Genomic DNA, 14,903 nt, shown 5'->3' with positions numbered 1-14,903 from the left:
ATTATGAATAGGGTGAATGAAAATTCAATTATTTTCAGTCTATTATTATTGCCGAAACAAGTCAAATATATATTTCACTATGCAGATTTACTCCAAAATAATCTATGTAAAAAAATTCAAAATTACATCTTTACAAAAATAGAAAACTAAGCAACAATAGCATTGTCGAAACCGATTTCGATTTTTCGCTTGAATTACGAATATTACGAAATTCGAGGAGTGATGTTTAGGATGAAAAGGAATTTCACAGCAGCACTTGCTGCTATGCTCCTTGTCACCGGGCTGCTATCACCGGTTGGGAGCATGAATGCTTCAGCGGCAGAGGCGTTAAAGGAAAACTCACCTGATTCAGCGGCAACGAAAGTGGAAAATGAACCAATCAATGGATTGAAAGCGTTTACCGATGTATCTCCAAATCATTGGGCCGCAGGTCCATTACAGCGTTGGAGCACAAATGGGATCATAAGCGGATATGACGACGGGTCGTTTCGTCCGGGTAAGGAAGTCACGAAGGCAGAATTCGCAGCTATTATGAATCGTATATTTAATTATCAGGAGCAATCGGATAAGGTTCCCGCTGATGTCCAGACCACAGACTGGTATAAAAATGATATAGCCAAAGGGATTGCAGCTGGTTATTTAAGCAGTGATCAGAAGAACAATATTTATCCTTCAAAAGCACTTTCGCGCGCGGAGGCAGCGTTAGCATTGGAGAAAGTGTTTCGTTTCAATGCAGACAAAAGCAGTACAACAGCATTCACCGATCTGAACGGAGTCAGCGATGAAACCGCAAAAGCAATAGCCGTTCTATCGAGTGCAGGTTATGTAAAAGGTTATCCTGGAGGTTTGTTTAAGCCTGATGGTGGGATCACCCGTGCAGAGTTAGCTCAGTTGGCTGATCGAATGGTTTCGGGACTCCTCCTGAAATCAGGAGAGACTTCACTAGGAACAGTAAAGGGCAATGTAGTCATTAATCGGGCTGATGTGATTCTTAAAGACACGGTCATCCAAGGTAATCTTTATCTAACCGAGGGGATAGCTGAAGGGAATGCAAAGCTTGAAGGTGTAAAGGTAACAGGGACTACTTTTGTACGGGGAGGCGGCGAGCAAAGTATCGGCTTACACCATACTTCTCTTGGACTGCTTCAAGTAGCCAAGCCTAATGGTAAGGTTCGGATTTATGCCAGCGGGTCGACAGCTGTGGGTACTGTGCAGCTGCTATCTGGGTCAATCTTGGAAGAAAGCAGCGATCTTACCGGGGCAGGTTTTGGGGATGTTGAGATGGATGTCGTTCCTCACAATATTTCGCTTCGCGGAACATTTGGAGCGGTTCGTTCGGCAGACTCAGCAGTCAGCGGTTCTTTGTTAAGAATCCTTGGAACTGTCGGCAGCCTTACTCTGGGAAGTCCGACCCATTTAACATTGGAGAACAATTCACAAGTGGCGGCACTAATCCTATCTGCGAGCGCTGGAGCTACAGCAATTCAAGGCAGCGGAAGCGTAACCACAATAGATAACAAAGCCGATGGAGTGACGATTGGCGGTGTAGCAATGAAAAAAGGAAACACTGGCAAAACAACATTGCCAATAGCAAGCTCAGCGCCAAGCAGTTCGGGGAATGTAGGTCCAATAACGACGCCAAGCGCCACACCTGAAGCAACGGCGGCACCTACAGCAACGCCAACACCAACCGAAACACCGACACCAACAGCAACGCCAACACCAACCGAAACACCGACACCAACAGCAACGCCAACACCAACCGAAACACCGACACCAACAGCAACGCCAACACCAACCGAAACACCGACACCAACAGCGACACCAACACCAACCGAAACACCGACACCAACACCAACACCGACACCAACAGCCACACCAACACCAACACCAACACCAACACCAACACCAACACCAACACCAACACCAACACCAACACCAACACCAACACCAACAGCCTCACCGACACCAACAGCCACACCAACACCGACCACTGATCCGTGGACACTGGTGTGGGGGGATGAGTTTGATGATGGAGACATTGATGCCACAAAGTGGACCTATGACCTTGGAGATGGTTCGCAATACAACAATCCAGGTTGGGGAAACAATGAGAAGCAGTGGTATACCAACGATGAGAAGAATGTAAAGGAACAGGACGGTAACCTGATCATTACGGCCCACAAAGAAGAAAAAGCTGGCAAACAATATACTTCTACACGGATTAAGACTAAAGGGTTGTTTAGTAAAAAATATGGCAAATTTGAAATTCGGGCCAAAGCACCTACTGGAAAAGGGTACTGGCCGGCGATCTGGATGCTGCCGGAGAACGATGTGTACGGGACTTGGGCTGCTTCCGGTGAGCTTGATATTATGGAAGGCTGGGGCAGTCGTCCAAACACGGTAGCGGGGACGATTCATTACGGCGGTATGGCGCCGAACAATGTATACTCCGGCAAAGAGTATGTATTTCCGGATAACGCTACGATTGAGCAGTTCCATACGTACTCTATTGAGTGGGAGCCGGGCGAAATTCGCTGGTATGTGGATGGTGAATTATATTCGACCAAAAATGACTGGTATAGCATCAGCAATGGGCAGCCTGCCAATAATGTGTATCCAGCGCCGTTTAATCAGAAGTTCCACTTGCTGATGAATCTGGCCGTAGGCGGTAACTTTGATGGTGATCCGACTAGCGAAACCGTATTTCCAAAATCGATGGAGATCGATTACGTTAGAGTCTATGAGCTGACAGGTCGTGAGTACCGCGAGCCTATTCCAGTTACACTGGAGAAGGAAGCCTATCCAGAAGGCTCCAAGCTTGCACTGGCAGACGGCAACATGGTCTATAACAACAATTATTCGGAGCAGGTGCCGGGGGATGACGGTATGGGAATCCCGAATACCGCACATTGGGTACTTTATAAAGAAGCAGGGGCTGAAGCTACGGTTTCTACCGTTCCTATTGGGGAGCGCAATTATGTGAAGGTAGATATCAGCAGTGGTGGCGGCAATTTTTATTCGATTCAACCCCAAGCTATCGTATCTATAGCTAAAGGCAGGTTCTATAAACTCAGCTTCGATGCCAAAACCGATATGTCCCGCAGTATGAGCGTCCGGTTAACAGGTGGAGAATCTCGTGGATTTGCAGCGTATTCTCCATCGCTTAAGGTAGATCTAACTTCAGCGATGACCCATTACGAGACGATGTTTCAAATGAAGGAAAACTCAGATATTGCTGCACGCGTCGAGTTCAACGTGGGTACCAATACTTCACCGGTATGGTTTGGTAATGTCAGATTAGAAGAGATTGAGAATATTCAATTCCCGCATGATAGTGTGAAGGAACCGCTGGCCAACGGTAATCATCTGTACAATGGTACTTTCGATATTGGGGAACCCAATCGGATGAGTTATTGGCATACGGAAGCAACTGGTGGTGCCATGGTAGAATCAAGCGTTAATGACAATGGCCAGTTAAAGCTGCAGATTGGCGGCAGTGAAAATGGTGAGGTTCGGTTACTTCAGAAGGGAATTCAGCTCATTCAAGGGCAGGACTATGAGGTTACGTTCAATGCTTCAGTCTCCTCTGCACGCACAGGAACGGTTCAACTACTAGGGAAAGACGGCAGTGTACAGGCAGAACAACCGGTTAACTTAAGCGAAGGTGAGCAAAAAATTAAAGCTACCTTTATCAATCTTGCAGGTGCAACCGATCATGAAGGACAATTCGTATTACTGTTAAACGGTGCTGCGGATACAGTCATTCTGGATAATTTCCAGATGCTGCGTACTAGCTTCTATTTTGATCCATCGCTAATATACTACCCACTCTTGAATGGTGAATTTAACTTTGGGTTTAGCGCCTGGGACCGCCTGTTGACAGAGCAGGGTGGTCAGAGCAGCGCTACGGTTGCAGATGGAGCAGCGAAATTTAGCATTACGAATACCGGCAGTCAGGCGTATTCTGTAATGTTGTTTCAGAACAACTTGAAAGCTGCTGCTGGAATGGATTATGTGGTTGAATTTGACGCCAGTTCAACCGTAATCCGCAAAATCGGGGTGAACGTAGAAAATGGTACGTATCAGGCCTCGTTCAGCAATATCGTGGAGGTAACGCCGGAGACGAATCATTACAGATTCGAATTCCGGCAAGGAAGCAAGGATACATTGTCTCTAAAATTCCTGCTTGGGAAGGTTGAGGGGATTAGTATTCCTCAAAACCATGATATTATCATTGACAATGTGAAATTTGAGATCAAAAATGCACCGGCCAAACCGCAGGAGCTGCTAAGCGACAGCAGCAATAACAGAGTTTCGCAGCCGATTGAGCTTACTTTTATCGACAATGCAAATTGGCGGAATCAAATCATGGCGGTAAAGGTTAACGGTACAATACTTAATGCAGAGCAGTACACTATTGAACCGGGAAAAATCACAATTGAAGCAGCAGTATTTCCGGCCGAAGGAAGTTATGCCATTACTGTTGAGGCTGAACATTATGTTACTGCAACTGTCACGCAGACTATTCTAGCTAATGATAACAATCTAGTCATCAATGGTTCGTTTGGCAGCGATAAGACGGGCTGGACTACCTGGTCCGGAGAAGGTGGCGTCTCCGCGTTTAATGTGAAGGATGGCGTAGCTGAAATCCTGATTACGTCGGCCGGATGGGAAGCGTGGCATACACAATTTTTCCAAGAGGGTATTCCACTGGAGGGCGGAAAAACGTATGAGGTGAGCTTCAAGGCGAAATCAACGGTTCCGCGGCAAATTGTGTTAGAATACTCCAATACTTCAGCTGCTTCCGCACAAGCTAAGTTTGATATTCATGCGGATTGGGCTACTTATTCAGCACAATTTACGGTGTCGAACAGCAATCCGCTGAAGCTTAATTATCTGATCGGCAAAACGCTGGGCGCTGATCCTGCGGCTAACAGTACGCCGCATACGATTTCTTTTGACGATATTGTGGTCAGGGAGGTACAAGGGGGTCCACCAGTAATACCGCCAAGCGGTACGCTGGATAATGGAACCTTCGATGTAGATGCAACGGGCTGGAGCCAGTACTTTGACGGAATCGGATCTGCCTCTGTTCAAGAGGGGGAATTTGCTATCAACTTAACAGGTACCGGGCAAGCCCCTTTTAGCGCACAGGTGGATTACGAAAATCTGAAGCTTGTTCAGGGAAAAACGTACACCTTGAAGTTTAAAGCTCGTTCTACAGTAAACCGCAATATTCAGGTAGCTGTGGAGCATAAAGGCGGGGATTACACCAAATATATGGAAGCTGAGCTTGTAGCCTTGACCCAAAATATGGACGAATACAGCTACACATTTACGATGAATGGGGCAACAGACGCAGGTGTTCATCTGGTGTTTTTGCTAGGGCTTATAGATGGGAACGGTACGGAGACGAATAGTGAAATTAGCATGGGCAGTACAATTTATTTGGATGATGTAAGCTTGATCGAAGGGTAAACGAAAAAAACGGCAGTGTTTTCCTTTTTACAGGAGCACTGTCGTTTTTTTGTGTGTGTTTTTTGTGGGTTAGATTTAAGTTTCTTTAGGGATAAATTCAAAAATTTTGCCACTCTCAAAAGATTCTATTAGTTTCAGCAACCAGCGGTAGTAGTTAATGGATTCAGTTATTTTTTCTTCATCTGTATTTAAGAGCTGCATAAGTTTACTATCGTCAATATACTCTTTTTTCATATCGTTAATTTCTGCAAGTGATTTCGCTAGTGAGATCATATTACCTTCGACGGCTTTTCTCCATTTAATAGAGAAGTAATCACTGAAGTTCTGATGCCAGTCAGGCACAGTGGTGAACAAGTCTTTGCGCGTCCCTCTCCCCCATACTTTGTCGATCATTTTCAGATCTAGAAGGGTACGGACTCCCGTACTCATGGACGTTTTACTCATTCCCATTGTTTTGCTGAGCTCATCCAGTGTCACTGGACCTTGATTGAAGTACATATAACCGTATAAATGTCCAATAGACAAGGTAATGCCATACAGATCCATGTTTTTGCCGATAGAATCGATCACACGTTCACGGGCTTTACTAATCTTCTCTATTTGTTCGGGCGTAAGCCCTTCTAAATCGTTCATGATGTCCCTCCTGAGGAATAGGTCGATAGACTGCAACCTTATACAATGTATTGTAATCAAATCCCCCTCCATAAGTAAAGAATTCATGAAGAAAGGAATTTGGCGTAAAACAGAGTATTCCATACATAAAGTTCGTAAAGTTAAAACTGTACACTAAATTTTATCCGTATATGGTGTTTGCATGAATTTTCAATAGTCCGGTAAACTACTATAAGTGAACTAAACCCGGATAACATTTCGGGAGAAGGAGGACGGCATGGCTATTATAGAGGTGAAACAACTAACCAAAGTATTCGGTCATGATGCGGGACGCGCGATTCCTTTATTAGAGCAAGGGATGTCGAAGGAAAAAATTGCTCAGGAATTGAAGTTGACAGTCGGAGTCAACAAAGCCGAATTCAGCATTGAAGAAGGAGAAATATTCGTCATTATGGGTTTGTCCGGCAGCGGTAAGTCGACGCTGGTTCGTTTGTTAAACCGCTTGATTGAGCCTACAGGGGGGCAAGTTCTTTTTAAAGGGAAAGATGTTGTGAAAATGAATCCGGAGCAGCTGCGCCAATTCAGACGGAAGAACATCGGTATGGTGTTTCAGAAGTTCGCATTATTTCCACATCGAAGCGTACTGGAGAATGCAGCATACGGACTTGAAGTTCAGGGCGTAGATAAAAAGAAAAGAACTGAACTGGCAACGGAAGCTTTGCATCTGGTAGGTCTGAAAGGTTGGGAGAATCATCGTCCTGATCAACTCAGTGGAGGGATGCAGCAGCGTGTTGGACTGGCACGGGGCCTTGCCAACGACCCGGATATCCTGCTTATGGATGAGGCATTTAGTGCACTGGATCCGCTTATTCGTAAAGACATGCAGCAAGAGCTGCTGGAATTACAGGCCAGAGTGAAGAAAACCATCGTGTTCATCACTCATGATCTAGACGAAGCTTTGCGGATTGGAGATCGGATCGCACTGATGAAGGACGGAGTCATTGTGCAAATTGGTACACCGGAAGAAATCCTCATCCAACCTGCCAATAAATATGTAGAGCGATTCGTGGAGGATGTGGACTTGTCCAAGGTGTTGACTGCAGCTCATGTAATGCGTCAGCCGGAAACAGTCAGACCTGAACGCGGGCCTCGGGTAGCGCTTCAATTAATGCGTGACAGTGGTATATTCAGTCTGTATGTAGTGGACAAGGAAAATAAGCTTCTGGGTGTTATTACAGCTGAGGATGCCCTTAAGGCACTGAATGATAATAAATCTATTCTGGAAGTAACGCGGAGAGAAATCCCACGTGTACAACCGGAAACGCTACTCAATGATTTCTTTGAATTAATATCTGAGACACATTTGCCTGTAGCCGTCGTAGATGAAGCGGATAAATTGAAGGGTATTGTGATTAAAGGAGCCGTTCTTTCCGCACTCGCCGGCAACGCGGTACCGGAAGGAGGATTATAATGGACATTCCTAAACTGCCTTTGGGAAAGGCACTCGAGTGGTTGGAAAATTGGCTGACGACTTATTGTGGGCCCCTGTTTGACTTCATCCATTCGATTATCGGTGGTATGGTGGCTGGCATTGAAAATGCACTTACCTTCCTGCCAGCACTAGTACTTATCGTGATTATTGCAGCTTTGTCTTATTGGATCGGTAAATGGCGCATGGCACTATTTGCGGTCATTGGGCTGCTTCTGATTGATAATCTGGGATTATGGGGACCTTCTATGCAGTCCTTGGCCCTTGTTCTAACCGCCTCGATATTGGCTGTAGTAATTGGTGTGCCGATTGGTATTTTATGTGCGCAGAGAAATACCGTTAGAAATATAGTTACGCCTATTTTGGACTTTATGCAGACGATGCCGGCTTTTGTATATTTATTGCCAGCGGTATCCTTTTTCTCACTGGGCGTAGTTCCAGGGGTTATAGCTTCGATTATTTTTGCAATTCCGCCAACGATTCGCTTGACCAATCTCGGAATTCGTCAGGTTTCGGAGGAACTGGTGGAGGCAGCAGATGCTTTCGGATCGACACCTACTCAGAAATTAGTTAAATTGCAGCTTCCAATCGCTTTACCAACAATTATGGCAGGTGTGAACCAGACAATTATGTTGTCACTGTCAATGGTTGTTATCTCATCGATGATTGGTGCACAGGGCGTGGGTGCCTATGTATACCGTGCGGTATCACAGGCTAAGACAGGAGACGGATTCGAAGCAGGGATTGCGATCGTTATTATCGCCATTCTGCTGGACCGTTTGACACAGAACGCACTAAAACCAAAACAAAGATAGGAGTTTTAAATAAATGAAGAAGAAAAATATAGGGGTATTCCTGTTAGTTATTATGATGATTGCTGTTATTGCTGGATGTTCTTCATCAAGTAAAGAGAAGGTAAAATTAGCATATGTAGCATGGGATTCGGAAATTGCGAGTACTTATGTAGTAAAGGAAGTACTTGAAACTAAGCTTGGAGCTACCGTTGAAATGCTGCAGGTAGATGCTGGCCCAATGTGGGCTGGGGTTGCAGACGGTAGTGCGGATGGAATGGTTGCAGCTTGGCTGCCAAGTACCCATGCGGCTTATCTAGAAAAGTATGGTGCAAAAATTGAAGATTTGGGTGCGAATCTAAACGGAACTAAGGTTGGCTTGGCTGTTCCAGCCTATATGGATATTAATTCTATTGAAGACTTGAAGAACAGTGATTTGGCAGCAAAGCTGAACAATCGCATTATCGGCATTGAGCCAGGTGCTGGCATTATGACAACCACAGAAAAGGCTATTGCGGAATATGATCTTAGCGATTACACACTTCTTGAAAGCTCATCCGCAGCGATGGCTCAGGAACTGCAAAAGGCTTATGACAACAACGAGCCAATCGTTGTTACAGGTTGGACACCACACTGGATGTTCGCCAATATGGATCTGAAGTATCTGGAAGATCCAAAAGGGGTTTATGGTGCGGACGAACAGATCCACACGATGGTCCGCCAAGGTCTGAAAGATGACATGCCGAATGTCTACAAATTCCTGGATCAATTCGAATGGACAGCGGAAGATATGGCTAAAGTAATGATTGAGGTTCAGGGTGGTAAGTCACCAGAAGAAGCCGCTAAAACTTGGGTTGAGAGCAATCCGGATAAAGTGAATGCTTGGGTTGCAGGTATAGAATTGTAAGTAAATTAAAAACTGTGTTATGATGTGAAGAATAAATGGAAACAAAAATGTAACTTGTACGCTAACTACTGTTCTTTACACATTACACTTCATAAGCAAGCTCATTCAATAAAACACCCCGTAAGGGGTGTTTTTCTTGGGAATATAAGCAAAGTATTACAAGCTCTTAATGTACTGTGCTTATATTTCAATAAGAATGGATACCTAGTTTACACACTTAGACTTATGCTTTGTCAAAGTAAATCAGGAGGCAGCTGCTGCAAGGAGTCAAGAGAGGAGACTGCTTCATGACAGAGACCATAAATACCTGGATTGATTGGCTGCTGCAAACGCTGGGCCTTAGCGGGCCATCTATTTTATTCGTGACCATCCCGCTCGCACTTTTGCAGAGTATATTAGGATTTTTTCCATTCGTAATTTTGATCGTGCTGCATGTCTCTGTTTTTAACGTAATTGGAGGCATGCTGATCAGTTGGCTGGCCTGCAATCTAGGCGGAATACTGATGTATTTTCTTATTCGGAGATATCTGTATAACTGGTTTGACCGAAAATGGAGAACCAAACTGAAGCGCTATGATAAATGGCAACGTTACTTGGATCGATACGGGATTTGGACGCTGGTACTATTGCGTACGATTCCGATTATTCCGAACAATGTAATCAATTTCATGTCTGCTGTTTCACCGATTAAAGCCTCATCCTTTATATGGGGAACCGTGCTTGGTAATTTATCTTATATATGGTTATTCGGTACGATTGGATCAACTTTAATTGTTCCGCGTGAAGAATGGAATGGTTATCTTACCTGGTATGCGGTGTTTATTGCTATTCTCATTGGCATCTTTATTCGGCGTCATTGGGACCATTTGCAGGAGGATAAGCGGAGCAGAATGCACTAATATCATATTCCCAGTTTATGATCTAAAGGATGAAGAACGTTTCTTCAGGCGTAGTTTGCCGGAGGGAACGTTCTTCTTTTTTGTCCTCTTAGCGAATACCTTAAATTAAGTGGAGGTGGCTTGACCTCTGCGTAAGGCGGGAGGGACTATTGCAATGGGCAGATTGAAAAAATGGGGGAACCGAAGGCTGAGAATACCTGATCTAGGCCATTTTCGGCTGCCAAAAATAAATGGGGACACGAATCGGAGATTCTCAGCAAGAAGCTCCGCATTCAAGTCAAAACCCAGCCGGGCAGCGGTTAGGTCGCAGCGTACGCGCTTTGAAGCCAAACGTAGCAAAGGCCGCTTTAGGTTATCCAGCCGGCCAGAGAGTAAGGTAACGGTTGCAGGCGGAAAAACACATAAGCCAAGAAGCCGACGCAAATTTTGGCTGATAGCATCTTTAGTAATACTTGTGCTGGTGCTGCAGTCACTTCGCTATGTGGAGCTGCATATGAAGCCGCCCATCCTGCATTTAGCACAAATACGTGTGAAGCAAATCGCTACGGAATCGATTAATAAGGCGATTACCTCTCAGGTTGCGAATGGAGGGAATGCGGAAGAGCTAATTGATTGGAAGACGGATAAGAACGGGAAAATATCAGGGTTCATGCTCAACTACGCGGAGCATATGCGTATTACTTCGCAAGCGGCACAGGTCATTCAGTCTACGCTGCAGGAATTGCATAATCGAACAGAATATATTCCGCTGGGGCAGGCGCTGGGCAGTCCCCTTATCGCTTCTTATGGACCTGATATTCCGATCAAGATTGAACCACAAGGTGCGGTTAAGGTTGAACTCAGTACTCGCCAGCAAAACGCTGGGATCAATATGATTCTGGTCGAGGTATATATTCATATTGTGACAGAGGTTGCAGTCGTCATTCCTTTTGATATGGAGCCGCAGGTAGTGGATACAGAAATTCCTGTGTCTTATCTGATGGTTGTTGGAGATGTACCTATGTATTACTACGATAATCAAGGTCAACCTGTGGGGGCGAACGGCAGCAGTGCTCCGGGAATTGCTATTCCTGCTCCAGCTGTAGGTGGGGATAAGAGTGGAGCAGTGGATCAGGGTAAGGATACCTCCAGCAACAGTCAGAAAGATAACAACCCGTCTCCAGCGGCAACTGATCCCGCGAGTACGGGTGCAGACCATACGGAAGAAGATAAAGGAGCGGGCGGAGGAAATTAAGGGGATATCGCGCTTCAGCGCTCATAGACTATAGGTAGAACAGCTTTAATAAATGGAGCGTGAATCCTAATGTCGCAAGAATCTCTGAATGTGGAACGCTTGGCGGGAAGGTATGGGTTCTTGGAACGCACGGGACTACTTCCACTGCCGAGTATAGATGGGATCACCCTTGTAGTTGAGCTAAGCCGCCCGGATTGTGCCGCGGCTTGCTTACCCTTGCTGCTGCTCCATTCTGGAGAGTCTGTGCGCATTATTGCTGTGGCAATGACTCCTGATTTTCCTATGGAAACATTAGCCGGACAGTTCTCACAGGAGCAGTCGATTCTCTTTGTTCCTTATGAGAAAGAGGAGTACATGCCTAACCAGGCTCTGGCACAGATCGAAACCAGTTTCGCGGTTTTACTTGAAGATTCGACCATGGTATCGCCTGGCTGGCTAAATGAGCTATTGTGGGTTCCTTTTGATGACGCTTCTGTTAAGGTGGTTGCCCCTCGCTCTTCAACCGAAAGAGGGGAAGGGAAGAAACGTCTTCACTTCGGCACCTATGATGAGTTTGCTGCGCATGTGAGCTATAGTCTTAGCCGGCACCAAGGAGAATGGCGAGAGATGGATGTACTAACGGGTTCTTGCCTCCTGTTCTCTAAAGAGCTGCTTCAGCGTATTGGAGGGTTGGACACCTCGCTTCATGCGCGGCCTCTTATGATTGCCGATTGGTGTCTTCGAGCGCGGCAGTCTGGAGCTAAGCTGGCGCTAAGTGATGCTGTGTATGTCCATGCTATACATTCACTTGATAGAGGCCGGAGTAGGCTGAACGGACCAACACTTGCGGATGGCTGGCGGGCGTACAGTACAAAATGGGCGCTGCAAGATGTCTTAGAAGACGAAGAACATCTTGTACCGCAGAATGGATTCTTACAATCAACACAACCTGTTATTCCACTCGGTAAGGCAACCTTGGCAACGCCATTAGTGACTGCGATTGTTTATTGTGAAGAGGATGGGAATGGGGACCATCTTCCGCAGGAATGGGCAGCTACACAGGAGCAGCAGAGCTACAAGAATATTCGCTGGATCTGGATCAAGGACAGCTGGATGAACACAGCTTCCGGCGTGCCAGTAAATGAACAGGATGTAGTGATTACAGTTCGTGGTCAAGAGGCTTGGCTGCGGGCTTTGAAGAATGCATCTGCATTATTTGAGAGTGAGATAACTGTGTATTTATCAGACTCTATCAGGTATGAGAAATATTACGTTGAACGGGTAGTGAAGGCGATCACCCAAGGTTCCGCGGATTTGATCGTTAGTTTATCTACGGATATGGACGAAGAGGTGGGGCATTTGCTTAAGGGAGACCCTTCGGGAATTGTTTTTCCGCTAGAGCGAGTTGCTCATAAAGGCGGGAATGTGCCTGGAGTGATTACCTGTAAGGCGTCCACTTCGCACCAATTGCAGCTTCACCCTGAAGCTTCACTAACTATAGGTTATGTGGGGGATTTGTCCGAACCGCAGGGGAAGAAGGCAGATAGCAGCAGGGGCAGGGAGGCGCACTCATGAAATATTTAATTCTGAGCAGAGGCTCCTGGGAGGAATACGAATATAAAAGACTGTTGGATCTTCTTCCCGAGCGGGAAGAGGTTTGTTTTGCCGGAAGAATGACTCTTGAGCAGCAGATTAACAGCCAGATCAAGCCGGTAATGATCGCGGATATTCATACTCTCAAGGCGAGGGAGTACACATTTCTGGTCTCCTCTCCTTATTGGCTGCCCGAGGTTCTTTCTTTGCAAGCAGGATATATAGTGGCTTTGTTAGAGCGCTGTCCGGAAGAAGAAAATAAGGTCTTATGGGATAAATACAGCGGCTTGCTTGGAGCAAAGGCTGATCTAGTAGGAACCCGGTCAGAACGGATCTATCTGGAGCAGAGCTTGTGCAGGGAGAGTGTTATTTATCTCGACGGGGATCAGCAGGAATCCTATGGAGTTGTATTTCAGCGCGAGCGGATTTATTTTCTGACAGATTATGAGATGTTGTGGAGTAAGGCGATTGAGAACTTATGGCAGGAGGAGCCCCTCCTTGCTACGGACTGGTTTAGGATTCAACTACAGCTTAGGGCTGATTATTATACCTCAATGTGCGCCAAGCTGCCCAGCCAGCCTGTTGTACATTATTTGGCAGCATCTTATTTGTATTTGCTTGGGGACTCCACAGCGAATCGATATCTGGCGCAATCCTTTGAGTTAATGGTGTTGTATGAATATTTGGATTGCCTTATTTCACACTTCCGTTTTTTTTCTGCAATAGAAGCCAAGACAGGGAATCTGGAAACGGCAGTCCGCCAATTTGCGATTACAGCATTTACCGCAGAGGAGAAGCAAGCAGTAGAAAGGATGGAGGGCTGGCTCCATTCCGGGCAGGATGAACTGGTTCGCGCGGAGTTGTTCCACCGGAATGAGGATGAGGCAGCGGCGGTTAGAATTTTAAGTCCGCTAACTTCTTCCGAGGCAAAAGCGTTGCTGGTGCAAAATTATGTGCGGACTTTTCAATGGGAAAAGGCAATAGTGCTGCAACATGAGCAAGAAAATGTGGATGAAGCCATGGAAGGCACCATACACTTGCTTTATGGCAGGCGGCACGAGGCCATCCGCAGCTTTTTAAATGCGGGAGGGCAAGACAATCAGGCATGGCCACTTTTGTCAGAGATGGCAGATCTCGAAGAGGCTGTAAGACGATTGAGAAGGAGAGTGGAGGATGAGTAGTCATAGAGGGCCACTCCGCAAAACATCTGGCAATCGTCTGACTGCTATAATGCAGGTTAGGAACGAAGCCGGAAGGTATTTAGAGCAGGTGCTGGAGGAATTAAGTGAGTTCGTGGATGATATTGTGATCGTGGATGATGGTAGTACAGATAATACGGCTCAGTTATGTCTCTCTTTTGCCAAAGTTAAGAAGCTCGTAACCCTGCAAAGCTCTTTGTTTAACCGTGAATGGGAGCTGCGGCAAACATTGTGGGAGCTGGCGGTATCTACGAATCCGGATTGGCTGCTGTCTGTGGACGCCGATGAGTTCTATGAAGAGTCTGCTAAACGGGAGATGAGGCGACTCATCGATCAGGATGTGTATGACTGGGTATCCTTCCGATTATTTGATTTTTGGGGCGGCACCACACATTACCGTGAAGATGAGCATTGGAATATCCACACGAAACATACCCGTACACTAGTCCGCTATTTGCCGAACTTTCATTATTTTTTTCCGAAAATGGATCATCATGTGCCAAGGCTTCCGCTCTCTTATTCGGTATTGCCGGGTTTTCTTACCGAGCTGCGTGTGAAACATTATGGTTGGGCGATATCCCCTGAGGAGCTTCGGCGAAAATACTCGCGTTACCTGGAGCTTGATCCAGAGGGGCGCTGGGGTAGTCTGGAGCAGTACGAATCTATCCTTGATGAGCAGCCCCATCTGGTAGAATGGCAAGAGGAGCATTGAAATCCGC

General features: G+C 46.1%; 10 protein-coding genes. 9 read left to right on the top strand and 1 reads right to left on the bottom strand.

Translation table 11 applies throughout. The annotated features are described in order from the left end of the window. The first annotated feature begins 231 nt into the window (after positions 1–231). Positions 232–5,481 carry a carbohydrate binding domain-containing protein gene (locus MKZ16_RS27605; RefSeq protein ID WP_339815005.1) on the top strand — a complete coding sequence of 1,750 codons (5,250 nt, stop codon included), beginning with the start codon at positions 232–234 and terminating at the stop codon, positions 5,479–5,481. Between the two features lie 75 nt (positions 5,482–5,556). Here the strand turns inward: MKZ16_RS27605 and MKZ16_RS27600 are convergent, their stop codons facing one another. Beyond that, a complete protein-coding gene (locus tag MKZ16_RS27600; protein WP_076105326.1) occupies positions 5,557–6,114 on the bottom strand; it encodes a GbsR/MarR family transcriptional regulator in 558 nt (185 codons plus the stop codon). 256 nt (positions 6,115–6,370) lie between these two features. Here MKZ16_RS27600 and MKZ16_RS27595 point away from each other — a divergent pair, with 256 nt between their 5' ends. From MKZ16_RS27595 to MKZ16_RS27560, 8 genes are all read left to right on the top strand, one after another. After that, a complete protein-coding gene (locus MKZ16_RS27595; RefSeq protein WP_036685362.1) occupies positions 6,371–7,564 on the top strand; it encodes a glycine betaine/L-proline ABC transporter ATP-binding protein in 1,194 nt (397 codons plus the stop codon). Then, entirely contained in the window at positions 7,564–8,397 is an 834-nt protein-coding gene (locus MKZ16_RS27590) for a proline/glycine betaine ABC transporter permease (protein ID WP_036685360.1), read from the top strand. Before MKZ16_RS27595 ends, MKZ16_RS27590 begins: the two co-directional genes overlap by 1 nt. Positions 8,398–8,410: 13 nt before the next feature. Next, positions 8,411–9,280: a glycine betaine ABC transporter substrate-binding protein gene (locus tag MKZ16_RS27585; RefSeq protein ID WP_036685359.1), complete on the top strand. Its 870-nt coding sequence runs from the start codon at positions 8,411–8,413 to the stop codon at positions 9,278–9,280. A gap of 287 nt (positions 9,281–9,567) precedes the next feature. After that, on the top strand, positions 9,568–10,179 hold the full coding sequence (locus MKZ16_RS27580; protein WP_036685356.1) for a VTT domain-containing protein: 612 nt from the start codon (positions 9,568–9,570) through the stop codon (positions 10,177–10,179). Positions 10,180–10,333: 154 nt separating this feature from the next. Further along, positions 10,334–11,413, top strand: coding sequence for a sporulation protein YunB (yunB, locus tag MKZ16_RS27575; protein WP_081393410.1), 1,080 nt, complete (start codon positions 10,334–10,336; stop codon positions 11,411–11,413). A gap of 69 nt (positions 11,414–11,482) precedes the next feature. Further along, positions 11,483–12,967, top strand: coding sequence for a hypothetical protein (locus tag MKZ16_RS27570; protein ID WP_076105325.1), 1,485 nt, complete (start codon positions 11,483–11,485; stop codon positions 12,965–12,967). Beyond that, positions 12,964–14,166, top strand: coding sequence for a hypothetical protein (locus MKZ16_RS27565; RefSeq protein ID WP_076105324.1), 1,203 nt, complete (start codon positions 12,964–12,966; stop codon positions 14,164–14,166). The genes MKZ16_RS27570 and MKZ16_RS27565 overlap by 4 nt, the downstream gene beginning before the upstream one ends. Continuing rightward, positions 14,159–14,896, top strand: coding sequence for a glycosyltransferase (locus MKZ16_RS27560; protein ID WP_076105323.1), 738 nt, complete (start codon positions 14,159–14,161; stop codon positions 14,894–14,896). Before MKZ16_RS27565 ends, MKZ16_RS27560 begins: the two co-directional genes overlap by 8 nt. The last annotated feature ends 7 nt before the right edge of the window (positions 14,897–14,903 follow it).

The organism is Paenibacillus sp. FSL R5-0928 (genome assembly GCF_037970385.1).
In the GTDB taxonomy this organism is placed as follows: Bacteria; Bacillota; Bacilli; order Paenibacillales; family Paenibacillaceae; genus Paenibacillus_AQ; species Paenibacillus_AQ odorifer.
The sequence above is the reverse complement of the archived record's forward strand: the minus strand, read 5'-3'. Positions and strand labels throughout refer to the sequence as shown.